General features: G+C 56.2%; 24 protein-coding genes. 5 read left to right on the top strand and 19 right to left on the bottom strand.

Translation table 11 applies throughout. The features are described 5' to 3' along the window. Positions 1-96 precede the first annotated feature (96 nt). The 15 genes from AC2FLB_RS18240 to AC2FLB_RS18170 all read right to left on the bottom strand — a co-directional run bounded on the left by AC2FLB_RS18240 (position 97) and on the right by AC2FLB_RS18170 (position 15,199). Complete coding sequence (locus AC2FLB_RS18240; protein ID WP_496709798.1) at positions 97-792, bottom strand: RraA family protein; 696 nt, start codon at positions 790-792, stop codon at positions 97-99. Then, the gene (locus tag AC2FLB_RS18235; protein ID WP_496702201.1) at positions 789-1,484 is read right to left on the bottom strand and encodes an alpha/beta fold hydrolase; all 696 of its coding nucleotides are present in this window, start codon (positions 1,482-1,484) and stop codon (positions 789-791) included. The genes AC2FLB_RS18240 and AC2FLB_RS18235 overlap by 4 nt, the downstream gene beginning before the upstream one ends. Beyond that, positions 1,481-2,605, bottom strand: coding sequence for a cobalamin-independent methionine synthase II family protein (locus AC2FLB_RS18230; protein ID WP_496698280.1), 1,125 nt, complete (start codon positions 2,603-2,605; stop codon positions 1,481-1,483). The genes AC2FLB_RS18235 and AC2FLB_RS18230 overlap by 4 nt, the downstream gene beginning before the upstream one ends. 58 nt (positions 2,606-2,663) lie before the next feature. Next, the gene (locus tag AC2FLB_RS18225; RefSeq protein WP_496691516.1) at positions 2,664-3,626 is read right to left on the bottom strand and encodes a cupin domain-containing protein; all 963 of its coding nucleotides are present in this window, start codon (positions 3,624-3,626) and stop codon (positions 2,664-2,666) included. A gap of 150 nt (positions 3,627-3,776) precedes the next feature. Beyond that, complete coding sequence (locus AC2FLB_RS18220) at positions 3,777-4,751, bottom strand: nuclear transport factor 2 family protein (protein ID WP_496702205.1); 975 nt, start codon at positions 4,749-4,751, stop codon at positions 3,777-3,779. Further along, entirely contained in the window at positions 4,748-5,767 is a 1,020-nt protein-coding gene (locus tag AC2FLB_RS18215) for a LacI family DNA-binding transcriptional regulator (RefSeq protein ID WP_142639914.1), read from the bottom strand. Before AC2FLB_RS18215 ends, AC2FLB_RS18220 begins: the two co-directional genes overlap by 4 nt. After that, complete coding sequence (locus tag AC2FLB_RS18210) at positions 5,767-6,534, bottom strand: SDR family NAD(P)-dependent oxidoreductase (RefSeq protein ID WP_281995153.1); 768 nt, start codon at positions 6,532-6,534, stop codon at positions 5,767-5,769. The genes AC2FLB_RS18215 and AC2FLB_RS18210 overlap by 1 nt, the downstream gene beginning before the upstream one ends. 1 nt (position 6,535) lies before the next feature. Continuing rightward, on the bottom strand, positions 6,536-7,600 hold the full coding sequence (locus AC2FLB_RS18205; RefSeq protein WP_496709797.1) for an ester cyclase: 1,065 nt from the start codon (positions 7,598-7,600) through the stop codon (positions 6,536-6,538). 79 nt (positions 7,601-7,679) lie between these two features. Beyond that, positions 7,680-9,020, bottom strand: a complete 1,341-nt coding sequence (gene hisD, locus AC2FLB_RS18200) for a histidinol dehydrogenase (protein WP_496691514.1) — start codon at positions 9,018-9,020, stop codon at positions 7,680-7,682. Between the two features lie 11 nt (positions 9,021-9,031). Beyond that, on the bottom strand, positions 9,032-9,562 hold the full coding sequence (locus AC2FLB_RS18195) for an ester cyclase (RefSeq protein WP_142639920.1): 531 nt from the start codon (positions 9,560-9,562) through the stop codon (positions 9,032-9,034). A gap of 132 nt (positions 9,563-9,694) precedes the next feature. Then, positions 9,695-10,684 carry a nuclear transport factor 2 family protein gene (locus AC2FLB_RS18190; RefSeq protein ID WP_496709796.1) on the bottom strand — a complete coding sequence of 330 codons (990 nt, stop codon included), beginning with the start codon at positions 10,682-10,684 and terminating at the stop codon, positions 9,695-9,697. 178 nt (positions 10,685-10,862) lie between these two features. Further along, positions 10,863-11,744, bottom strand: coding sequence for a carbohydrate ABC transporter permease (locus tag AC2FLB_RS18185; protein ID WP_496691512.1), 882 nt, complete (start codon positions 11,742-11,744; stop codon positions 10,863-10,865). Between the two features lies 1 nt (position 11,745). Next, complete coding sequence (locus tag AC2FLB_RS18180; protein WP_496691511.1) at positions 11,746-12,774, bottom strand: carbohydrate ABC transporter permease; 1,029 nt, start codon at positions 12,772-12,774, stop codon at positions 11,746-11,748. A 65-nt stretch (positions 12,775-12,839) separates the two neighbouring features. Then, the gene (locus AC2FLB_RS18175) at positions 12,840-14,066 is read right to left on the bottom strand and encodes an ABC transporter substrate-binding protein (RefSeq protein ID WP_496691510.1); all 1,227 of its coding nucleotides are present in this window, start codon (positions 14,064-14,066) and stop codon (positions 12,840-12,842) included. An 83-nt stretch (positions 14,067-14,149) separates the two neighbouring features. Further along, entirely contained in the window at positions 14,150-15,199 is a 1,050-nt protein-coding gene (locus AC2FLB_RS18170; protein WP_142639930.1) for an ABC transporter ATP-binding protein, read from the bottom strand. 158 nt (positions 15,200-15,357) lie between these two features. On the opposite strand from AC2FLB_RS18170, the gene AC2FLB_RS18165 reads away from it, so the two are divergent. Further along, positions 15,358-16,359, top strand: a complete 1,002-nt coding sequence (locus tag AC2FLB_RS18165; RefSeq protein WP_496709795.1) for a nuclear transport factor 2 family protein — start codon at positions 15,358-15,360, stop codon at positions 16,357-16,359. Positions 16,360-16,455: 96 nt separating this feature from the next. Here AC2FLB_RS18165 and AC2FLB_RS18160 read toward each other — a convergent pair whose 3' ends face one another. Continuing rightward, positions 16,456-16,728: a hypothetical protein gene (locus AC2FLB_RS18160; protein ID WP_496691507.1), complete on the bottom strand. Its 273-nt coding sequence runs from the start codon at positions 16,726-16,728 to the stop codon at positions 16,456-16,458. A 421-nt stretch (positions 16,729-17,149) separates the two neighbouring features. On the opposite strand from AC2FLB_RS18160, the gene AC2FLB_RS18155 reads away from it, so the two are divergent. Next, positions 17,150-17,728, top strand: a complete 579-nt coding sequence (locus AC2FLB_RS18155) for a helix-turn-helix domain-containing protein (RefSeq protein WP_496691506.1) — start codon at positions 17,150-17,152, stop codon at positions 17,726-17,728. Between the two features lie 140 nt (positions 17,729-17,868). Continuing rightward, positions 17,869-18,759 carry a LysR substrate-binding domain-containing protein gene (locus AC2FLB_RS18150; RefSeq protein WP_496702618.1) on the top strand — a complete coding sequence of 297 codons (891 nt, stop codon included), beginning with the start codon at positions 17,869-17,871 and terminating at the stop codon, positions 18,757-18,759. Here AC2FLB_RS18150 and AC2FLB_RS18145 read toward each other — a convergent pair. Genes AC2FLB_RS18145 through AC2FLB_RS18135 form a run of 3 tightly spaced genes read right to left on the bottom strand, consistent with a single transcriptional unit; the run spans position 18,746 to position 20,957 of the window. Beyond that, a complete protein-coding gene (locus tag AC2FLB_RS18145; RefSeq protein ID WP_496702617.1) occupies positions 18,746-19,318 on the bottom strand; it encodes a thiamine pyrophosphate-dependent enzyme in 573 nt (190 codons plus the stop codon). The genes AC2FLB_RS18150 and AC2FLB_RS18145 overlap by 14 nt on opposite strands. Then, a complete protein-coding gene (locus AC2FLB_RS18140) occupies positions 19,315-19,863 on the bottom strand; it encodes a decarboxylase (RefSeq protein ID WP_496709794.1) in 549 nt (182 codons plus the stop codon). The genes AC2FLB_RS18145 and AC2FLB_RS18140 overlap by 4 nt, the downstream gene beginning before the upstream one ends. Continuing rightward, complete coding sequence (locus tag AC2FLB_RS18135) at positions 19,863-20,957, bottom strand: pyridoxal phosphate-dependent aminotransferase (protein ID WP_496702217.1); 1,095 nt, start codon at positions 20,955-20,957, stop codon at positions 19,863-19,865. The genes AC2FLB_RS18140 and AC2FLB_RS18135 overlap by 1 nt, the downstream gene beginning before the upstream one ends. Positions 20,958-21,088: 131 nt before the next feature. On the opposite strand from AC2FLB_RS18135, the gene AC2FLB_RS18130 reads away from it, so the two are divergent. Next, the gene (locus tag AC2FLB_RS18130) at positions 21,089-22,111 is read left to right on the top strand and encodes a succinylglutamate desuccinylase/aspartoacylase family protein (protein ID WP_496691501.1); all 1,023 of its coding nucleotides are present in this window, start codon (positions 21,089-21,091) and stop codon (positions 22,109-22,111) included. Further along, on the top strand, positions 22,112-23,572 hold the full coding sequence (locus AC2FLB_RS18125) for an aldehyde dehydrogenase (protein ID WP_496709793.1): 1,461 nt from the start codon (positions 22,112-22,114) through the stop codon (positions 23,570-23,572). The last annotated feature ends 18 nt before the right edge of the window (positions 23,573-23,590 follow it).

Below are 23,590 nucleotides of genomic sequence, written 5' to 3'. Positions count from 1 at the left end.
CCGACACAATCGCCATCGCTAGTGACGGGCCTATTCAGGATCACATCGGCTCGCTGCCGGGTTAGTCTATGGCTGGACCGCGTGGTTGTTGCTGCACTACGTGCGCGAGGCTTCGAACGCCGCCCATGCTTGTTGAAAGGCCTCAAAATCGAACTCTGACGCGCGTGCTGGGCCAAGAATAAGCTTTTCGGTTTCAAGCAATTTGCGGATCGCCTGTTCCAGGCTGTCCACCACTTCGGGCGGGATCACCAAAGCGCCGTGCCGGTCCGCATGCACCAGGTCCCCGTCCTTGATCGAGAGGCTGAAGATGGTCACCGGGGTGCCCACCTCTTTGACATGCACGAACCCGTGGCTTGGACCGACCGAGCCCGACACAACCGGAAACCCATCCGGCAAATCGCCCAGATCCCGCATCACGCCGTTGGTCAACGCACCGCTGATGCCAAACCCTTTGTGGACCGTGGTATTGATCTCACCCCAATAAGCACCGATGCAGTCCGGGAAATCCAGATCTTCGACAACCGTGACAGCCGGGCCTGTGCCCGTTGCCATGTGCCGGTAGTAATCCATCCGGCGCTGACGGATCACTTCGGGAGGGTCTTCGGGAGGGTTCACCGCCGCTATCTTTGCCGTTCTGGCATAACCGACCATTGCCCCCGCATCGGGATCCGAGCACAGCATTGTGCCCCGCGTGAAATTGTCGAACCCACGCTTGCCTTGCGCCACTTCTATCGCATTGCAAACGGTGGGGGTATCGACGGATTTCAAAAGGTCCAGCAAGGGTTTTTTCATAGTGCCTCCAGCCAACGGCACAGAGCCGCTGTCGTCCGTTCGGGTTGTTCAAGTGTAGGCAAATGCCCCGCCTGTTCGATGACCTCGAACCAGCTGTTGGGCAGAAGTTCATGCATCAAGGCGTGTCGCGAAACCGGGCACAGAGCATCATCTTTCCCGCACAGGACCAGGGCCTGTCCGGGATAACCGCGCAAGGTATCGCTTTGGTCGGGGCGATCTCGCAATGCTTTGGACTGGTTGATAAAAACATCCGGTCCAAGACCCAAGGCCATATCCATGCACAGGTTCAGAATTGCCTCGCGGTTCGGGCCATCGGTCAGGTAGTTTGGTTTCATCTCCTCGGCCATGACCCGGCCCAAGCCCCCACTGGACACAGAAGCGATTTGTGGACCACGCCTGGCTTTGACGTCATCCCGTTCGGCCAAGTGGTTGGTATCCATCAGCGCCACGCTGACGACGCGCTGCGGTTGCTGCCGGATTATTTCCATCGCAACGATGCCACCCATGGACAGACCCGCAAGGACAAAGCGCGGGGGCGCATAAGACAACACTTCGGCGGCCAAAGCCTGCACCGTGTCATGCCCCCCAATCGGCGCGTAGAGGACAGGATTGCTGCTCGAAAGCGTCGCGATCTGCGGGGCAAAAAGCCGGGCATCGCACATCATGCCGGGCAACATAACAAGTGGTTTCATGCGACCAATGCAGCCCCGTCGGCCAGAGATCCAAGCTTGGCAAAGGCGATATCGGGATCAACCGCACCAAATCCGGCAAAAGTGCCAAATCCGCAATCCGAGCCCGCGATCACTCTTTCGCGGCCGACAATATTCGAAAACCGTTCAATACGTTGGGCGACCAGTTCCGGATGTTCGACAAAATTTGTCGTGGTGTCGACAACGCCAGGTACAAGCACTTTGTCCTCAGGTATTTCGGCTTTGCGGTCACGGAACACCGTCCATTCATGCGCATGACGGGGGTTCGAGGTTTCGAACAGGACATAGCGGGATTTGGTCGACATCAGCGTGCCGAACACTTTGTCCATTCCAATGTCGCAACAATGCGGTCCTTCGTAATTGCCCCAGCAAATATGGACGCGCACCTTGTCAGCGGGAACGTCCTGCAATGCGTGGTTCAGGGCCTCAACATGCAAATTGGCGACTTTGACAAATTCTTCGTCCGAAAGGTCAGAGAACAGCATATGGCGAGACAGGGCCAGGTCGGGGCAATCCAGCTGTAGATCCAGACCGGCCCCCACAATGGTTTCGTACTCTTGCTTCATCGCATCGGCGAGTGCAGCCAGATAGGCTTCACGTGTGGGGTAGAAATCATTTTGCAGAAACAGTGAGATGACACCCGGGCTGGCCGCGTTCATAAAACCACGCTCGACACCATGCGCGGCCATGGCGGCCTTGAGGTTGTCGATGTCTTTTTGCAGTTCACCTTGCCCTTTTGACCGCACCTCACCCACACACATTGGGCGCGCATATTGTGGCGTACCGCCATCATCAGCCAAGCGTTTCAGGAAGCCGGGAAACATCTTCAGATCCGCTGGCGCGTTGCGCGGGCTGTCCCCGTCAAAACCAGTATAGCGATCTTTGACATAGGTGGCGTATGAGATCTTCGACGTCTCGCCATCTGATACGATATCGACCCCGGCTCCGACCTGTTTGCGCACTGTCTCGGACACGGCCGAGGTCATACACGCATCAAAAGCATCCGCGTCAAATGGCTCTGCACGCTCGCGCGCAAAGATGAAATCCACGACCTCCTGACTACGCGGAAGGCTCCCTACATGTGTGGTTGAAATGCGGGTCATTCCTTCTTCTCCCTCTGCAAGTCTAATCTGCGCCGCCCGGAAGGCAGCGCAGTTTGTTTCATGCACCTGTCCAAGTTGTACCGGCCGGATCTTCGGTTGCGGTAACGCGATAGAGCCCCGCGTCACCGGTCATCGAAGGCGTGACGCCATAGCTTTCGCCGGGCAAAACCAGTGCGGTATCCCCATTTGTCAGGGTTGTTTCAACATCCTCAATCGTAATCCGCCAGTGGCCACTGGCCGGCATCAAGACCACCGGCTTTTCGGCTTTGACCGGATCAGACACGCACGAGCCGCGACCAAGGAAATCAACCTCGAAACCCGGCTTGTCCTTGATCAGGCCGTTTTCACCGATCACAACGGCAGGCTTGTTTGATGACAGCGCCATCAAATCCCAATAGCGGGCCACGTAATTGCCAATCACATTTTCGACGGGGACCTCGGGATAGGCTTTCAACTGCTCTTCAGTCAGCAAGGGCATGGGCTGTACGTCATGCGGCAGCGTTTCCCCTTTTTTGCTGTCGTAAAGAACCCCATTGTTTCCAAGCATCAAGCCATGGGCCTGCGCATCCTGAATAACCTGTGGCGCCCAAGTGACCCCGCCCCCGGCATCGTCGCCGCCAAGGACTGCCATGATCATCCCATAGTCCTGCCCCACATTTTCAAACCCGCGGAAGATACCGGTCGGGATGTTGAAGATGTCTCCTTCTTCGGCAATGAACTCACCAGCCGATCCGTATCTGCCCCAGAAGAACCGCCAACGGCCTTTGGCGACAAAGAACACTTCGGCCGTGGTGTGGCTATGCAGAGAGTTCCGGCATCTCGGCGGTTGGCCTGCGGCACCGATGTTGAAACCGATCTTGTCGGTGATGTGGACATGCTGGTCGGGGCTTTCAGATACGCCCCCGCCGATGATGGTGAAGTTTTCCTTTTGATCTGACCCCGGGGTATGGGCGTCGATGAACGCGGTTTTACAGGGTTTCAATTCGCCATAACGGACGATGCGGCTTTGGATGGTACTCATTTCTGTCTTCCTTTTGGTTGGAGTTCGCTGCGGTCAAACTCCGAAACCAGGCGGGCGGTTGTTCAGTCGCCGGGCACGCAGGCTGGCCCGGTGGGCGTGAAAACGCCGCAGGGCCTGCCCAGCCTCCAGATTTGAGAGACGATGCGACATTTACAGATCACCGGTTTTCAAAAGGATCTGTTTCCAGACCGACGTTTCATCAAACAGAGTGTACTCACGGCGCAGGCCCCAGGGGCCGAATTCGGCGTGGCTAATACCCAGCACAAAGACCTCGGCCCCCGTCGGCGTGCCGAACACACCCCATCCATCATGCTTGCCATGCAGCGACCAGCGGATCGCAGCACGGGGCGGCATCATTGGGTCGTCGCGACCAATCTGATGTTGAATTTTGAACTCGGCATTCGGGAAAGAGGCGCGAAGCCCCATCCAAAAGCGATCGACCGGAGCCCAGCTGTGACCAGTCGTGCCGCGCGGATATTCCGATTGCACGGCGCGGTCATACTCGGCGCTGATCACGCTCAGGTCTGCAGACATGACCCGGTTCAGAATGTCGGCGTATTTCTGACCCCATTCATTGTCATTACCACGCCCTTTGTAAGGTCCAGGCTGATCATTCGCCGGCGTGTAAGGCTGGGCGCAAGCCTCTGGGCCGCCTTCGCGGGCGATCAGATCGCGGGCATATTCTTTTGGGTCCCAACCCATCTGTTGGACAATCGCACCCTGGTCGCGGATCAGCCATTCATCGTTGATCTGGTTGTTGATGGCGTGACAGTCAGCAAGGATACGGTAGACCAGCTTTTTCCCGGTAGCCTTCCCATAGACACCGTCGCCCTGATGGGTCGCAGTCGACAAAAGCCTGTGCGAGGACAGCATGCCATCTTCCGGTGTGCCGGACCAAATCACATCCTCACCCAGCAATGTGCGGTCGGGGAACTCGGCAAGCGTTGCCATGGTAGCGGCAATGACGCCCCGGTTGCCAACGACAACTGAACCCGGGGATCGAACCACTATATCGGGCGCATAGTAATGGTGCAGCGTGGCAATGCCCCGATCTTCCCAGATTTCTTTTGTGATCCCAATAATATAGTCAGGAAAATCTTTGAATTTCGGGTCAAATCCCTTCATGTCTTCCATCCTTCAGGTATACGTGCAGAACCGCGAACAATCAGCGGTCCATCTATTTCCAATCGGTGCGGACCAACATCGGGCCCTTCGATTTTGCTCAGCAAAATGTCCACGGTTTCGGCAACCATGCGGTTAGCAGGCTGTCGTACGGTGGTCAGGCTATAGGTTGGCCAGGCGGCCACAGCCACGTCGTCGTATCCGACAACCGAAACATCTTCGGGAATCCTTAGGCCCAACTCGAATCTGAGGGTGTCCATCACTGCAATAGCCATGTGGTCATTGGCCACAAAAACGGCGTCGGGCGGGTCCGAGGCAAACATCTCCAACGTTGCCGCCCGCGACTGTTCGCTGGTGAAGTTACCAACGCCGCGCGCATGCAGTTCCGCCCCCGCATCATGCAAGGCGGCCCTGAAACCTGCTTCGCGGTCGCGCTGGGTCGACGCGCCTTCCCACCCGGCGATGTACCCGATCTTTTTATGCCCCCCGGCCAAAAGGAATTCGGCAGCCTTGCGCCCACCCGCGATATTGTCCGAGGTGACCGCCGACATGGCCGGGTCGTCCTGAACCCGGTTAAACAGCACCATCGGCACACCGGCAGCCAGACAACGATCCGACAGATCCGACGACAAAGCCACCGAAGCTGCGATAATCCCATCAACCTGAAAATCCAGTATTTCTTCGATCACGTTGTCTATGTTGCCGGCCTGATGCGACGCCATGAAGACCAGCACGTGGTAGCCGCGCTCTTGCAACTTATTTGTCAGCTTTTCCAACGCTTCAGGATAGAACTGATTGTTCAGATAGGCGACCACAAGTCCAATGATCCGGCTTTTGCCCGAGACCACCGCACGGGCCAGAAAATTTGGCCGATATCCCAGTTCATCCGCTGCCTTGCGCACTTTCGCGACCGTTTTTTGCGAGGCCGATGCACCAGGCGTAAAGACCCGGCTAACGGCGGATTGGCTGACCCCGGCCAGCCGGGCAACGTCCAACGATGTAACTTTCTGAGTAACCATCAGTCTGCCGTCCAGCCTCCGTCCACCAACATTGCTGTTCCTGTAACCAAAGCCGACGCCTCTGATGCCAGGTACACTACCGCGCCCATAATATCCTCAATCTCTCCCGGGCGGCCTAGCTTGATCTTGTCCAAAATCCAGGCCCGTTTGGTCGGGTCCTCGAATGTAGGCCGGGACAAATCCGTCAGGATGAAAGTCGGGCAAATCGTGTTGACACGGATCTTTGCGGGCCCGAATTCCAGCGCCATCGCCTTGGTAAAGCCCTCGACCGCAAACTTGGAGGCGCAATAGACCGCGCGTTCCTGCCCGCCGACATGGCCCATCTGGCTTGAGATATTTATCAGCGATCCGGGACGCCCGGCCTCAAGCAACCCTTTGGCAACGGCTTGGGTTAGGAAATAGGCCCCCCGGACATTGACGTTCATGACCGAGTCAAAATCTTCGGGCACCGTTTCGACCGCCTTGCTATGACGTGCAAACCCTGCCGAGTTCAAAAGGATGTCAAACGGCCCGTTTTCGGCGACAGCCGCGGCAGTTCCTGCTACATCGGTGACATCCATCTCAAGCACCTTGGCAGACCATCCCTTGGCAGTCATCTGATCGGCTATCTCTTGTAACGCACTTGCGCGGCGCGCCGCCAATGTGACCTCGGCCCCATGCTCTGCCAGCGCTACGGCGCAGGCCAGACCTATGCCCGACGATGCCCCGGCGACTAGCGCACGTTTGCCGCCTAGACTGAAACTGGGGGTACTGGGAAAATTGAGCATATCAGACCTCGCCGACTGGGTATGGAATTTCACCCGCGACACGCGCTTTGTTGAATTCGCGCAGGCGGGCAAAGACATCTACGCCCAGTTGCCGGTACACGTCCAGCAGGTCGACCAACACCCAGTTCTCCCGGATCAGGCCATCTTCCAATCGCCAGAAATCCAACGATCTCATGGTGATGCGCTGGCCAGAAGGGGCAATACCCATCCAGCCGTCATGGGTGATGGTCTGGATCATGTCCGGCCAACCGGTAACAGCTGCATAATCACCGTCACCAAAGAAATGAAAGGTGATCTCGTCGGCGTATTTGCCTCGGTCCGGCATACCACTCAGGAAAGGGATCTGGTGCCAGTTGCGAAACCCTGCAATGCCGCGCCCGGTGCCGATCCCGGCGGGCCCGTACCAGTTCATGCGCGGATGCCAGAACCTTTCCATCTCCATCACTTCGGGGCCACCCTGACTGGGATGCTTTTCCAGATGCTCAAGCATGGAAACGATATGGTCGCAGGAGGCCTTCGATTTTGCCTCATCCCAGGGGCCCCGCACGATACCGTCCAGCGTCGCCGGGCCGGGAATACAGAACTCCTGCCCCAAAGACGGGGCCATCGGCCAGGCCTTCGCCTGCATCATCACTTCGGGAATGTCCCAGAGTGCCTGGATTTCGACAACTTTGCGATTTTCGAAGCGGTAGAATTCGTGGAACCGCATATGGGTCAGATGCCCGGTCGGCGGGATGTCCAACCAAGGGGCGACGAAGGTGCCTACGTAGTGGCCGCCACAGCAGACCCAATCATCACCATGTTGCGTCGGCCCGCCCATCACAATCCAATCCCGGCGTTCCAGATCGGGCATGGATTTCAAAAGCGGTGTGTAGCAGGCATCATAGAGTTCCTGCGGCCCGGTCAGGTCGCCGAATGGATGGGGCATGTGGATGACGGCATCGGGCGCAATCACCGCCTGCAGTGCAGCTCGGACGCCGGTTTCGTCAAAGTTATACATGGCTTCGCGCAATGGCGCGATCAGGGCCTTATGGGTAGAATGTGTGTCCATTGCGAAATCTCGCATTGTGTTCTCTGCTTTTTTTTCAAAACCCATGGCGCCCGGGCAAACCCCAAGCGCAAGTTCTGCAGCAATGACCTCACTCTTATGAGGACGCGTCTGCAGCCTCGCGATAAGCCGCACCTTCGCCGTAAGGTACGTTGATACCCCCATAACGCCGGACGCGAATATTGCATTGCTCGGCATGGCCGACAAAGCCTTCCAGCATACACAGGCGTGAGCCGTATTCGCCGATCATTGCCGCGGCCTCGTCGGTAACAACCTTCTGGTAGCTATGAGTTTTCATGAATTTGCCGACCCACAAGCCGCCGGTATAACGTCCGGCCTTTTTGGTCGGCAGCGTGTGGTTCGTGCCGATCACCTTGTCACCGTTTGCAACATTGGTCCGCGCCCCAAGAAACAGCGCTCCATAGCTGGTCATGTTTTCCAGGAACCAGTCGTCACGGTCGGTCATCACCTGCACATGCTCAGAAGCGATATCATCGGCAACTTGCAGCATTTCGTCATATGTGTCGCAGACAATGACTTCCCCATACTCATCCCAGCTGACTTTTGCGGTTCCGGCGGTAGGCAGGATGCCGAGGATACGGTCGATCTCGCTCAGCGTTTCTTCGGCCAGCCTGCGCGAGTTGGTGACCAGAACACAGGGGCTGTTGTAGCCATGCTCGGCCTGCCCCAACAAGTCGGTCGCACAAAGTTCGGCATCGGCAGCGGTTTCGTCGGCAATGACCATGGTCTCGGTCGGGCCCGCAAAAAGGTCGATGCCAACGCGACCAAAGAGCTGCCGTTTGGCTTCTGCGACAAAGGCGTTCCCGGGGCCGACCAGCATGTGGACCGGATCAATGGTTTCCGTACCGATCGCCATGGCACCAATCGCTTGGATACCACCCATGACATAGATCTCATGCGCCCCACCCAGATACATGGCAGCGATCACGGCCGCATTGGGCTTGCCCTGAAACGGCGGCGTGCAGGCGATGATGCGAGGCACACCCGCGACTTTAGCGGTCGCAACCGACATATGCGCCGACGCAACCATCGGGAATTTACCGCCAGGAACATAACAGCCAACAGACTGCACTGGGATGTTCTTGTGGCCGAGGATGACGCCCGGCAAGGTTTCAACCTCGATATCCAGCATTGAGTCGCGCTGCGCCTGGGCGAAGTTTATCACCTGTTTCTGAGCGAACTTGATGTCGGCCAGCTCGCGTTCGGTCAATGAGGCGATCAGCTCGTCGATCTGTTTCTGGCTCAGGCGGAAGCTTTCCGGCGAGTAATTGTCAAACTTTTCCGACAGATCACGCACTGCCGCATCACCGCGGGTTTCGATGTCTTTCAGCGTCGCTTCAACGACAGCGCGGGTTTTGGCGTCATCTTCGGCCCGGTCGGCCTCGGGTTTGCCGCTTTTCAGATATTCGATAGCCATTGTCCTAATCCTCAATTTTCGGGCCGAGGCGGAATTTCTTCTCCCCGGTCAAATGTTTCCCACCCTTTGCCCTGGAACAGATCGACGCCAAGCTGCGAGGCGACATGGGCAAAATCGACATTCACCCAGTTGTCGACGATCTTGCCGTCGACAACTTTCCAGAAATCCATGTAACGGATCTCGACGCGCTTGCCGGTGGGCGCAATCCCCAGAAATTCGCCAGAATGGGTTGCTTCCTGGCGGCCAAAAGCTGCAGCCCACTCGCCCATATAAAGCCGGGCCTCGTCGATGCAGGTTTTGTCGGAAAACGCAGCCTGGAACGGGCGTTGCCAGTTTTCCTGGAATTCCTTCAGGCCCGTCTTGGTGCCGCAACCCTGGTTGCCAAGCCAGCGGAACCCTTCGGCGAAGAATTCGCCGATGTCTTCGATACGGTGGTCGTTCAAACCATCGACCATCCCCTCGATCACGGCGCGGGTCTCGTCGGTTTTGCTCATGTCCGTGTCACGTGTCAGCACGGCCTGTTCGGGGCGGGAGCCCTTCATGTTTCTCTTCCTTTTATGGTTACCAAGGGATCTTCTGTGTGGAGGGCGAGGATTAATCCGCCGTCAGAAAATCCCTTGGCATCCGGTTGAGCGCCGGATGGCGCGCAACGGCGTTATGTCTGGCAGAGCAGCTCATGCAGCCTGCTCGGCGATTTCAGCAAAGAGGTCATAGCCCAGTTGCAACAGCACATGCGGGACATCGACGAAAACCCAGTTTTCGACCAGCAGATCGTCCTCGCGGCGCCACCAGTCACAGACCCGCATGAAGACGCGTTTGCCACTTGCGGACTGGCCGAGGAAAGGTTTCACCTGAACGCCAGTTAACGAGGGCCAACCGCCCGAGCATACGTAATTACCTTCGCCATAGCGGGTGAAATGCGCCGTCATGCCGTTGCCCGCAGTGCCGCCAGACCAGCCTTCAAAGGTGGCTTCGAAAGGCACCTGGAAGCTGGCAAAACTCTCGATCCCGACGAAAGAACCGAAGGCGCCGGGGCCGTACCAGACCATGTTGTCATGCCAGTAGGGGCGCCAAGCCTCGTTCTCGGTAGCAAGCCCGGCCAGCATTTCTGTGACCATATGATAGCTCTTGGCACCCTCGGCAGGATCCTGCGGAGTGGTCAAGATGCCATCATGGCTGGCAGGGCCCTGAATCATGCCGGTGAAGCCGCGGGTCTTGCCCGGGCTGTCAGGGACCGGCCATTGTCCAGCGGCCAGCATCAGCTCTGGAATATCGAGGAAGATATAGCTTTCCACCGCCTTGCCGTCCTGCATCCGGTGGAACTCGCCGAAGCGCAAATAGGCAAGCTCGCCTGTGGCCCGGATGCCGAGCCAGTCGCGCGAGAACCGACCAACGAAATAGCCGGTGGCGCTGATCCAGTCCTGCCCGTCAAATTCGCCGGCCATGACGATGTCATCGCGCCGAAAAAGCCCGTCGAAGGCAGCGGCGAGCGGGGCGATGACGTGATCGTGCAGCCCGAGGCCGCCCGCGACCTCATTGAAGGGATGCACCACGTTGACATGTGCACCGGGGGCGAAGAAAGCGTCAAATGCTGGCCGGAAGTTGCCAGGATGGCGTTGTGCTTCGGTGAATTTCAGAAAGGGTTTGCGGTCGAGGTTTTTCATCTTCTCTGTCTCAATGGGGTCTGTTCGGGGCGTGTTCGGAGAAGCGCCCCGCAAGGTCCCGCGCGCATCAAAGCAAATGGAATTCGTCCCGGCCGCTGGGTCCTGCGCGCAGCCACATTCAGTCTGGCTGTATGCGCATGGGCAGATACGGACTGAGGATGAGTGCGTCCCATCAGAGTTAGCCTTTCACAGCGCCGGCCGTCAGACCGCCCACAATCTGTCGCTGGAAGAACATGACCAGAATGAACAGTGGAACTGTGGCTGAAACCACAGCCGCAACCGCGAACATCACGTTACCTTCAGTCTGCGTTGTACCAAGAAACGCGGCAATGGCAGGCACCATCGTGCGGTTGCTTTCGGACAGCAGCATCGCCCCGACGGCAAAATCGTTATAGGCCAGCAGGAACGAGAACAGCCCGGTGGTGATCACCCCTGGCCACATCACCGGAATGATCACGCGACGAAATGCCTGGAACTGGTTGCATCCGTCGACCTTGGCACTTTCATCCAGCTCGCTTGGGATGTTCTTAAAGAAAGAATGCAGCATCCACAGAGTGAACGGCTGGTTGATCGCCACAAGCACGATGATCGTGGTTGGAAGGATCCCCCAGATGTTCCATTCGAAGAAAGGCAGCAAATATCCCGAGACCAGCGTAATCGGTGGCATAGCCCGGAAGATAAGTGCCGTGATCAATAGCCAGAACGTATAGTTGTAGGTCGACCGGGACAGAGCATAGCCCCCCAGCGTTCCGATTGTGAGCGAGATGGCGACAACAAAGAAACAGACGATCCCTGTGTTGAGAACATTCCGCCAGAATTCTTCCTGTATCCAGGCGCCCTCGTACCCTGTGGTTGTGAAAGGCGAGCCATAGACGGCTTCGGTCCGTGCTCCGGTGATGGCATTGGTCCAGTCGGCGATCGAAAAGAAATCCAACTCTACTTTGAACGAACCCCAGACCGTCCAGAGGAACGGGAAAGCGGCCAGAACGAACCATAGGATCACAAATAAGGATGAGGCGATCCGGAGACTTCTAGGCATTCTTTGTGCGCGGCTGGCCATTTTATCTTGCTCCTTTGAAGTCGCGCCAGGTGCGGACAAGCACGGGTGACAGCAGAATGGCGACTCCGATTATCGTGATCACAGAGGTCGCGGCCGCGGAAGAAAGCTGCCGGGTTTCACCGCCTAAGTCGTTGAAGATGAATGTACTAAGGGATTGTGCGTGCGCACCTGCGCTGAACCCGATTATCGGTTCAAACACCTTGAAGTTGTCCATCAACTGAATCAACGCAACAAATGTGACCAGTGGCATGAGATGAGGAACGACCACGAACTTAACCTGTTGCCAGCGGGTTGCCCCGTCTATCTGGGCGGCCTCGATTTGATCCTGGGGCAATGTTTGCAGCCCCGCATAGAACACGACAAATGCAAATGGAGCGGCGTGCCAAACTCCATAAACCATCAGCGCCACCCACATCAGCCCGGTTGAGGCCTTCAGGCTAAAATCCGGATCCCCGGCCAGATATACTAGGGCGTTGCCAATGACCCCGCGGCTGTCAATCATCCAGAACAGGATAAGCGAGCCAATCAACGGAGTGACAATCATCGGCAGAAGCGAAAAGAAGATCAGCAGCCCTTTGAGACTTCGGTGCAGGGAGTTGATTGCCAGCGCAATCACCAGCCCCAAAATGATTGTGAGCGGCGTCACAACAAACGTGAATGTCAGCGTAAAAGCCATTGCCCTGTAAAAGGGCAAATTACCGATCTTTGAGAAGAAACCGCCCCAGGTTTCATTCACAGCCCAGATCTGGCCAATTTCCTGGATCGCCAGGTGGCCACGGTCCAGGTAAATGTCCAATCCGACAAATCGGCCCAGTGGTTTCTCGGCGCGAAGGGCGGCTGTTGCCTCTTGATCAATCGTGGTCTCTGTCGTGCAGCCAATCAGGGGGGTGCAGCTTTCGACCTCTAACAAAACGGCCGGATGAGGCGCGAAAATGGATTGGGTCACCACCGAGACTATCGGCATCGCGATGAACAGCAGCATCGCAAGCCCGGTGGGCAGGAAGAACCACAGGAAGGTCTTATGGCGCATGTCGCAATCCCCACGTGAATTGGTTTGTGCGGGCGGCCCTTACAGACGCCCGCACGAGTCAGGCCCTACTGGAGGAAACCTTGTTCGATGGCAGCGGCGCGATATGCGGCTTCGACATCGGCCAGCGCCTGCTCAGCGCTTTCCTTGCCTTGCATGAAGTCTGAAAGTTCATTGCCTAGCGCGCTGTGCATCAGGCCCATGTAAGGCAACATCGGATAAGGCGGTGTGCCCATTTTGGCCGCCTCAAACACGCCTTCGGCGTCCGCACCAGGCTCGTAGCCTTCGATCAACCATACCGCCAGCGGCGTGGTTTCATCGTTCAGCATGTCAGGACGGATACCGTGTTTCATCGCGATGAACGTAGCCTCGGCTTCTTCATCCGAGATGTTCTTGCCGACGGTCCAGCCGTCCCACCACAGGGTCGATGCCGGCGTCGACCCGCCGCCGACTGTCAGTGGTGCGCCGATCGCATGACCGTCGATCACTTCCTGAAGCACGCCTTCGGTCGTGGTTTGCTGCGATGCGCGTGAACCCCACATATTCATGATTGCAACGTTACCAGCACGGTATTCGGCATTAGTGGCATTGGAATCGTGGGTCAGGAAGTCGGGGTTCATGTATTCCGACAAAGCCTTCATCATGTTCAGCGCATTGACACCAGCCTCAGAATTCACGTTGGGCTCGGCTGTTCCGGCTTTGAAGTGGCTGCCGCCATAGCCAAGAAAAATGTTGTTGAATTCCTGTGCCAGATTCCAACCCGACGCATAGGCGCCGCCAACCGGGTTTTGCATGATGCCCTGCTCGCGAATGGCTTTGGCAGCTTCGAGCAATTCTTCATAGGTCGTTGGCACTTCGACACCGGCCTGTTCCAACACGTCCTTGCGATACATCAGGTGCTGAGCATTCGCCATGAACGCCACGGCCATAATGTCATCACCAATCTTGATCAACTGACCTGGCTGCAGGTCCTGACCATGCTGTTCCACCAGATCGTTGAGCGGCCGAATAACATCTTCGTTCATCAACGCCACGATCGAGCTGTTGGCGATGATGGCACTGGTGTATTCAGACGGGTTTCCGGACAGACCAGCCACGTTGATGGTCTGGTGCTCGGAGGTCAGGTTTGAATCGACCGATGCGCCTGTGCATTCTTTCGCGCCGGTTGCGACGGCCTGAATGGCCGCAAATTCGTTACCAACGATATTCACGCGCCCGTTAATTTCACAGGCATAACCTGCGCTGGCGGCAAAGGCGGCCAAGGACCCAGCCAATGCTATTTTCTTCAGAAACATTTGTATTCCTCCCTAGGTAGATGGGTGCATCTTCGAAGTCTGCACCTGCATTAAACCCGGCAATGCGGGTTTGGATTTTCTGTTCAGCGCTCCAAACGCGTTCCGGTTTGCGCATCAAACAAGTGGCAGTGATCGGTGTGGATATGGATTGAAACCTGATCATCGATTTCAGCGCGATAGGTTTTGTCGGCTTTGACCGAAACCAGCGCGCCACCGATCCGAACCGAGACCATCGTGCTGTCGCCCAAAAGCTCCTGCGTGTAGATGGGCCCGTTAATCTCGCCGCCGCTTTCCACGACATTGGCGTCCTCGGCGCGAAAGCCCAGCGTAATCGGGCCGTCCGACGCATTCAGCCCATGCACCTCAGTATTCTGAGCCCGAAACACCCCATCCTGAACCTGACCATCGATAAGGTTCATTGCAGGGTTGCCAATAAAGCTGGCCACAAAAGTGTTTGCGGGCGCATCGTAAATATCGGTCGGAGAGCCAACCTGCTGCACGATACCCTGCTTCATGATCACCACACGATCGGCAAGGGTCATCGCTTCGATCTGGTCATGAGTCACGTAGATCGTGGTCACGGCAAGCTCGTGGCTGAGGTTCTTGATCTGCGCGCGCGTCGAAACACGCAGCTTGGCGTCAAGGTTTGACAGCGGTTCGTCCATCAGAAAGACATTTGGCTCGCGAACAATGGCGCGGGCCAAAGCGACGCGCTGACGCTGGCCGCCCGACAACTCTGCCGGTTTGCGATGCAGAAAGTCATCCAGTTCGACCATGGCCGAAGCGCGGCGCACTTTTTCGTCATGCGTGGAAGGGTCGATGCCGCGCACCTTCAGCGGGAACCGGATATTCTCATAAACATTCATGTTCGGATAGAGCGCGTAGGACTGAAACACCATGGCGACATCGCGGTCCTTGGGCTCCATGTCGTTGACACGCTCGCCATCTATCAGAATATCGCCCTCGCTGGCGTCTTCCAAACCCGCAATCATGCGCATGGTCGTCGTCTTGCCACAGCCTGATGGGCCAAGAAGAACCAGGAACTCTTTATCGGCAATAGTCAGGTCGAAATTATCCACCCCCACAAACGATCCCCAACGTTTCCCAACACTGCGAAGTTGAATTTCGGCCATTCTGTCCTCCCATGTGCACTTTTCGTGCATACGTTTGCAAGAGCATAGACATCTGATGGAACATCAGGCAAGCTTTTTTTGCATGCGTTTGCAAATCTACGTTTCACTATACTGAAAACCTGTGCTCAATTCCTGGTAAAGCACTGAAAGAAAAGAATATGCCTTACGAAGCCGAGAAAAATATTGTTCTGGATCTTTATGAAGCTCTGAGCCGAGCTGAAGAATCAGCGGTCCCTGACGTGATCTCGAAATATTGCGCCGATGACTATCTGTGGCGCGGATTCCATCCCTTTGACGAACTGCATGGCCCCAGTGACGTAGGTGCCCAGTTCTGGCTTCCGCTGAAACAAAGCCTGACCCGAATGCAGCGCCGCATGGACATATTCATGGCCGGAGAAAACGAGATGGACGGTTTCACCTCGGTCTGGGTTGTATCAATGGGCCATCTCATGGGGCTGTTCGACAAAGATTGGCTAGGTATCTCGCCAAACGGCAAAATGACATTTCTGCGCTATTGCGAATTCAACAAGGTCGAAAACGGGAAAATCACTGAAACCGCGATGTATTTCGACATACCTCATTTCATGATGCAGGCCGGATTGCAGCCGTTCCCGCCTCAGACAGCCGCGCAGCTCGTGCAGCCGGGGCCCATGACCCATGACGGCCTGATGGTCGGTCCGCAACCTGAGGCGGAAGGAGAGCGGACTCTGGCGGCCATCAACTCTATGATCTCCGATCTGGGCCAATGGAACAGCGGCCTCAGCCTTGAGGACGAGCTACGGCGCACATGGTCCGAAGACATGATCTGGTGGGGGCCATCCGGGATCGGGGCGACCTACACGATCGAACGCTACGCCCAACAGCATGCAGGCCCTTTCCGTGCTGGTTTCACTGACCGGTCGAAAACCAAACACATATGCCGACTGGCAGAGGGTCATTATGGCGGTTTTTTTGGCTGGCCGAACTTCACAGCCCGTCCAACTGGCGGGTTCATGGGAATGCCTGCGACTGACAAAGCCGGTGAATTTCGGGTAATAGATATCTATCGGCGAGACGGGGATAAGCTGGCCGAGAACTGGATATTCATCGACCTTTTACATTTCTGGAAACAGCAGGGCGTGGACATCCTTGCCAGAATGTCCGAGCTACCGCGAACATAACCGGCAGGATTGACGCACATCAGACCTTGGCTCTGTGCACTACCCCTGGCCCATGGCGCGTAGGGTCAAAAGGTTCTTTGGCGACCCAGCGCCGATTCACCTGGAATACATGCTGAACGAGTTCCGGTCCGACGCCGCCCCAATCGGGGCGGCATTTCTTGTTTGCAAACGGAGCAAGCGCTGGCTCATATCCCAAGCCTCACATGGGCCCCGCGCAACGAGAATGGGCCAAGCGGCGGCGTTCAGGGCGTCCCATTGGTCGGGGTCAACCTCAATCCCCTGTTCCAAAGCTTGGTTATAGTTGGCTGCTAGCTGCGCCGCCGAAATTTCAAACCGCTGAAGTTCGGGTTGCTCCACCTGACGTGTCACCGCGTCCGCCAACAATGCAGGCTGATTTGTGCAGATGATAGTGACGGTCGAGATTTCTTCATGATCACGATAGGAAACACCTTAGCGGAGGGAAAGAACGCTGAGATCAGGAATACATCCTTTGGATATTGCGCGCCTTTAAAGGAAATCATGAACCGGCTTTCGACTTGATATGACCAGCAGCCATTCACGCGCTAATTCCGAATGCGTTGATGGTCAAAAGATTGCAACATTTTCCGATCAACAACCTGACCAAGTCCCAAATACAGTGACCAGTCGGCTGTCCAATCTGCTGGTATCGGAAATCCAAAAAGTGTTCTGAATACTCGAGCCTTGACGCATTTTCGAATTAGGGCACTGATGTTGACATCCCGGATGCGCTGTATCCATATCCTGAATTCCATGATCGGCAGCAAAAATAGTGGAAAAGAAAAACTGCACAGAAAGTGAAATAGGTCAGACACTGCAACGGTTACGCCAAGAGCGTGAACTTAAGTTGGGTGACCTGGCTACTCGGGCACAGGTGTCCACTGCGATGATCAGTCGTATAGAGAATGGTAATGTCTCACCTTCGCTTGCGATGCTGCAATCACTGGCGGATGCCCTTGATGTGCCATTGGTGGCATTGTTTGCACGCTCAGACGCGGCAGCAGATGTGCATCACGCGCGTGCCGGGGATGGTCTCCAGGCGCGGCGTATCACTCAGGGGCACACGCATAACTACCTTCTGTTGGGTAAGCACAGCGCACCCCAAGGGACGTTCCAGTCGGCACGGATCAGTATTTCAAAAGAACAATCAGACAATTTGCCCGGCTATCAGCATGAAGGCTATGTCTTCATATACATAATCGAAGGCCAGGCAATCTATCGTTGCGGCAGCGAAGACTTTGATATGTCAGCGGGAGATACGTTGAGTTTTGATGCCAAGCTTCCACATGGTTTCCGTAAAATCCACTCGCAAAAGATCGAATTCATAGCCGTCTCTACTCGTCAGCAATAGCAGGGAAATCCAGATACACAACCCAATTTGGCGCCAACTAAGTGATATCGCATGCTGGCCAGATTTTTGAAATTCGAATAACTATATCTTATGGGTCGAATCTGACACCCTACATGAAAAGGCAAAACCACTGAGGCCAAATGAACATCACATTCCGACAAGTTGACGCGTTTCGAACGGTGGTCTCGACCGGGACTGTGACCGAGGCCGCAGCGATGTTGGGTATTTCTCAACCTGCAGTCAGCCGGCTGATCTCTGATTTCGAAGAAGAAGTTGGGTTTCCACTTTTTCAGCGTGTCGGCCGTGTGCTGATACCCACAGACGAGGCCAGATTACTGGTTGAAGAAGTGCGCCAAGCCGTTAGCGGTATGGAACATATTAAGGATTCTGCCACAGCTATTGGGAAGTTTGGCCACGCGCGCCTCAATCTTGTGATTACGCCGGGCGTTTCTTCGCAACTCGCGCCGGACCTGATAGGGAAATTTGCTGCCACTTGCCCACATGCGATGGCCCGAATGGAAATTGCCCCCAGCGATGACGCAGTCGAATGGATGGTGTCCCAGAATTATGACTTTGGCATCACGACAACCCAACCGGCAAATCCGTCATTTGAAAGCCTTGTGATCAAAGACAGTGATGTGTGCTGCGTGGTTTCGGTGGATCACGCCTTGGCCGGCAATGCTCTTGTCCAGGCGAGGGATCTGGCAGATGAAAGTTTTATTTCCTATATGCCGTCCTCTCGCTTTCGCTATGAAATCGACCAGTTTTTCGAAGCAAAAGGGATTGCACGGCGCATGCAGTATGAGACGCGCACAACCGACTCTATCTGCAGGCTGGTTTCACGTGGTTTGGGAGTTTCTGTCGTCGGCGCCAGTCTGGACTACCTCAAGACCATTCCAGGTTGCGTGGCTATACCATTTGCCGCGCCGTTAAACTTCCGGGCTGTTCTATTTTGGTCAAAGAACAAGACCCTATCTGCCGTTGGAAAGTCTTTTCTGAACATCGTCCAATCAGATCTCAACGCCGATTGAGAGCCGCCCGAAAAGTCGATCGCGCCTGAGCGCTGTGGATATAGGCATAGTCGCGGGGATAGGACGCGCCTGCCTTTACCTCCATCGAAATGAACTGCGGGCCGGACAAAGATAATACCTGTGGTGCCGCTTCGGCAAACCGGTCGATATCCGTGAAACGTTGCACACCCGCGTACCCTGCGGCCCAGGCCATAGCAGCGAAATCTACCATGTCCGCCCCAGGCAGAGGATGCGCTCCGTTCACTTCGTACACCCTGTTGAAAGATAGAAAGTGATACAGGTTTCTTGCCCCGGCACTGGCAATTGTGACCAATGTCCCGAGGTTCATCAACAGACTGCCATCACCATCCAGAACAATCACGCGCCGATCTGGATTGGCCAACGCCAGCCCCAATCCGTGAGATGAGGCCTGCCCCATCGCCCCGACTGCGACATAGTTCAGTTCACGTGGGTTCAGCGCCAGCCAGTCGAAACAGCTTTGATAGACTGCGACCACAATATCGTCGTCGCGAACATGAGGGATCAGCGCCTCGAGCGCCGCATCTCGGTGCATTGTCATGGTGTCTCCGGGGGGCGCCCGATCAGGAAAATATGAGGTTTTGACGATGTATAGGCGGCCTCAACGGCCTGGCAGATATGCGCCTCATCTCCGGGCTCTTCGATCAGCGAATGCGACAGTTCCATTGCATCCAGGACCGGACGGACGATCCTGACCCCGTAAGAGGCCGAGTAATCTGGGTGTATATGCGGCTCTTTCCCTTGCAGACCCACCATCATCACGACCGGTAGTTCGTAATCCACCCCGATAGCCCGGATTGCATTGAGAGAATCCATCAATCCTGTTTGCTGCATCATCAAAAGCGCACGGGTTCCGTTATAGGACATCGCCCCACAGATACTGACACCTTCATCTTCCTTGCAGATGCGGGTCAGACGAAATTCCGGATCCCGAGAAATTGGCCATAGCAACCCATCACTGGTAACAATATCAGGCAGGGCCACGATTTCACGCACCTGCGCCGCCTTAATTTGTGCCAGAATTGCTGCACCAGAAGGATGCGCCACCTTTGGCACATCCGCCGCCGCCCTAGACGAAGCGACCATCACGCGCCTCCGCCCAGAAATCTTGCAATACCGTCCCGCGCAATCCTCAGATCGCGCATATGTCCGACAGTTATGCGCAAATAGTCCCCGTAGACGGACGAGGCGAACCGCCGCACCGCGACCCCTTCCTGCAAAAGCGCGCTTGTGGCCGCTTCTGCGGATTTTTGCATATCGGGAAAATGAACCAGAACAAAATTTGCCTGACTGGGTATTACGCCCAACCCAAGTGCCTGCAGCTCAGCGCTGATCCAGTCCCGGCCCCTACGGTTCGCATCGTGGACATAGCGTGTGTGCGCCTCATCTTCCAATGCCGCAATCGCAGCTGCAGCAGAGGACGACGCCACTGGAAAAGTCAAACCGACCCGACGAACAGCATCGATGATGTCATCGGGCCCGTACATCCAGCCCACGCGCGCGCCGGCCAATCCGTAAATCTTGGAGAACGTCCTGCAGATGACGACATTTTTCGCCTGTTCGACCAAAATATGGGCGGGTTCATAATCCGGCGCGTCGACGTATTCTTCATAAGCTGCATCGATGATCAACAAGACGTTGTCCGGCAGTGCAGCATGCAGGCGGCGAACTTCGGTTCCGCTCAGGTAAGTACCTGCCGGGTTTTCGGGGTTGGCCAGATAAACCACCCGCGTCCGATCAGTCAACGCATTGATCATACGGTCAGCGGATGGTTTGAAATGATCATCTGCAACCGACACAACCTCGGCATCGTTGGCATAGGCGTAGTTCGGGACCTTCAGATAGCCGTTTGCACTGCGGATCAATTCGGTACCGGGTCCAAGATATGCCCGCGCCAGCCGCGCCAGCAAGTCGTCGGACCCCTGCCCTGTTGTGATGCGCGCCGCATCCAGTCCGAAATGGCTCGCGATTGCCGGGGCAAGAATGTGATCCGGATTTTCCAGATAACGTTCAATCGAGCTGGCGGCAGCCCGTGCCGCGTCTCGGGCAATCGGACTGGGACCAAACGCACTTTCGTTTGAATTGAGCAGGACTGCGGAGGGCGGCGCGATATTGGCCGCCTCGCTCACCATATGGGGTTTGATCCTGTCAATTCCCGCTTTCGCGAGGGCAACGGTCATTCATGTCCTCCTGCACCAATAGGCGGGGTGGGTTGTGATTTTCCTTCATATCACATAACTAGTCATTTTTAGCAATTCACTTTCTTAAATGTTATGATATTGATGTGCAGAATACCACCCTAAGGACTCACATGACTGATCCCCACGCGACCTCGAACAGCAGGCTTCATCTCACAACGGATCTTGACTTACCGGGACGGAATACCGGTGATCTGATGTTGAAATGGTCCGACAATGCTGTGCCCCTTGGGTATTACCCCGTTCCGGTCATCAGCATCCGCGGACAGCCGGGGCCTGTCGTGTTGATGCTTGGGGGAACTCATGGTGATGAATTCGAAGGTCCAGCAGCTATCCTTCGGCTTGCAGCGCAACTTGATCCGTTAAAATTGACCGGACAGGTCATCCTGATCCCAGCTCTGAACGCCCCGGCGGTTCACGCCTCTTCGCGTGTTTCGCCGCTAGATGGTCAAAACCTGAACCGCGCATTCCCCGGAAATGCAGACGGCGGCCCAACCGCCATGCTTGCCCATTTTATTGAAACTGAAATGATCCCGCGGGCAGATGCCGTGATTGATCTGCATTCCGGAGGCAAGGCATCAGTGTTCGAACCCTGCGCGTTGGCTGCACGCACAGACGATGCGCAGCTCACTGCAGCCAATATGGAATTGGCTCGGGCCTTTGGGTTGCCGTTGATCTGGGTACTCGGTGCGAACAACGACAACCGATCAGTTAACTCCGCCGCGGCTCGGGCCAAGATCCCTATGATCGCGGCGGAACTGAGCGGTGGCGGCGGTGTCGACCCTGATGTGACCGATCTTGCTGAGGCTGGCCTGATGCGTTGCCTGCGTCATCTGGGTGTTCTACCCAGCAGATCCTCGGAATCTGTCCCGACGCACTGCGTAGAAATCGCGGACCCAACGCACAGTCTCTACGCCCCTGCCGATGGCCTGTTTGATCGACGCTGCTCCGCCGGACAATATGTCGAGGCCGGAGCATCTGCTGGCACGCTCTTTTTTCCAGCCGAACCGGATCGCACACCGTTGGATCTGAGGTTTCCAGCTTCGGGTCTTGTTCTTGCCCATGGCAATCGCGGTGTGGTGCGCCGGGGCGATTTGCTGACCTTGGTGGCGCAACCTCTGCCCGAGGGGCCATAGATGCGGACCTATACGCCATTCATCAACGGGTCATTTCTACCCTGGGCCGCTGAAACACTTCCGAGTGTTAACCCGGCCACCGGCACTGAATGGAGCAAGATCGCACGATGTGGCGCTGAAACAGCCGATCAAGCCATACGAAATGCCGACCGCGCCTTTCGGGAAGGCCCATGGGCCAACACCAGCCCAAATGACAGGGCCTATGTTATTGATCAGCTTGCCGATACTTTGGAGACCCGCTGGCAGGAACTGGTCGAGCCCGAGATCCGCGACAATGGCAAGCGGATCTCCGAAGTACGGGGGCAATTTGCCGGATTGCATAGCTGGTTTCGGCATTTCGCAGCACAAGCTCGCAAAATGCAGCCCGAACAACAGGCAAATACAGTCCTCGGTGTGAGCAGCGTAGGCCACTACATCCCATATGGCGTGGTTGTGGCAATAACACCTTGGAATTCTCCTTTGATGATCCTTGCGTGGAAGCTGGCTCCGGCACTGGCGGCGGGCAACACGGTTGTTGTCAAACCATCGGAAATGGCGTCAGCTTCAACGCTGGAATTTGCTCGGCTTGTACATGAGGCTGGGTTACCGCCTGGCGTCCTGAATGTAGTGACTGGGCTCGGCTATGAGGTTGGCGAGTCGCTCGTTCGCCATCCATTGACCCGCAAGGTGACCTTTACCGGGTCAGATCTCGGAGGATGTAAAGTCGCCGAAGCAGCGGCGGCGGGTGTGGTCCCGACAGTGCTGGAGTTAGGAGGAAAATCACCGCAGGTTGTGTTTGCTGACTGTGATCTGGACAACACCGTCAACGGCATTCTCTCTGGTATTTTTCTGTCTAATGGACAGACCTGTGTCGCCGGGTCACGTCTAATCGTCGAAGCCAGCATGAAAGAAAACTTGTTGGCAAAACTGCTGTCACGGGCGCGCGACTTTCGTCTTGGTGATCCGATGGAGCTTGAGACCCAGATTGCTCCGCTGGCCAATGAACCGCACCTGCGCAAAGTGACCGAAATGATTGCACGGGCAAAGGCGGATGGGGCTGTTTGCCTGTTGGACGGGCTTGAAACTGCCGCTGGGCGAGACGGATTTTTTGTTGGCCCAACCATTTTCGACAATGTGACGCCCGACATGCAGCTCTGGCGCGAAGAGGCGTTCGGACCGGTGCTGGCGGTTACCTCATTTGATACAGAAGCCGAGGCCATCGCGCTGTCCAACGATAGCGACTATGGGTTGGCGGCCGGTGTCTGGACCGCGGATCCCGCCAAAGGCGAGCGAGTGGCCGAGGCGATCGTAGCAGGCACCGTTTACATCAATCACTATCGCAGCGTCGATCCCGCCAGCCCTATTGGCGGGGTCAAGCAGTCCGGATATGGGCGAGAACTTGGCCCGGACGCGATCAAGGATTTCTGTCAGATCAAATCCGTCTGGACCGGCGCAGCGCCGGTCCCGGATCCGTTTCCCTGATCTGTCAGCACCAATACG

The sequence above is a fragment of the Ruegeria sp. CDSA236 genome, assembly GCF_059611285.1.
The sequence above is the reverse complement of the archived record's forward strand: the minus strand, read 5'-3'. Positions and strand labels throughout refer to the sequence as shown.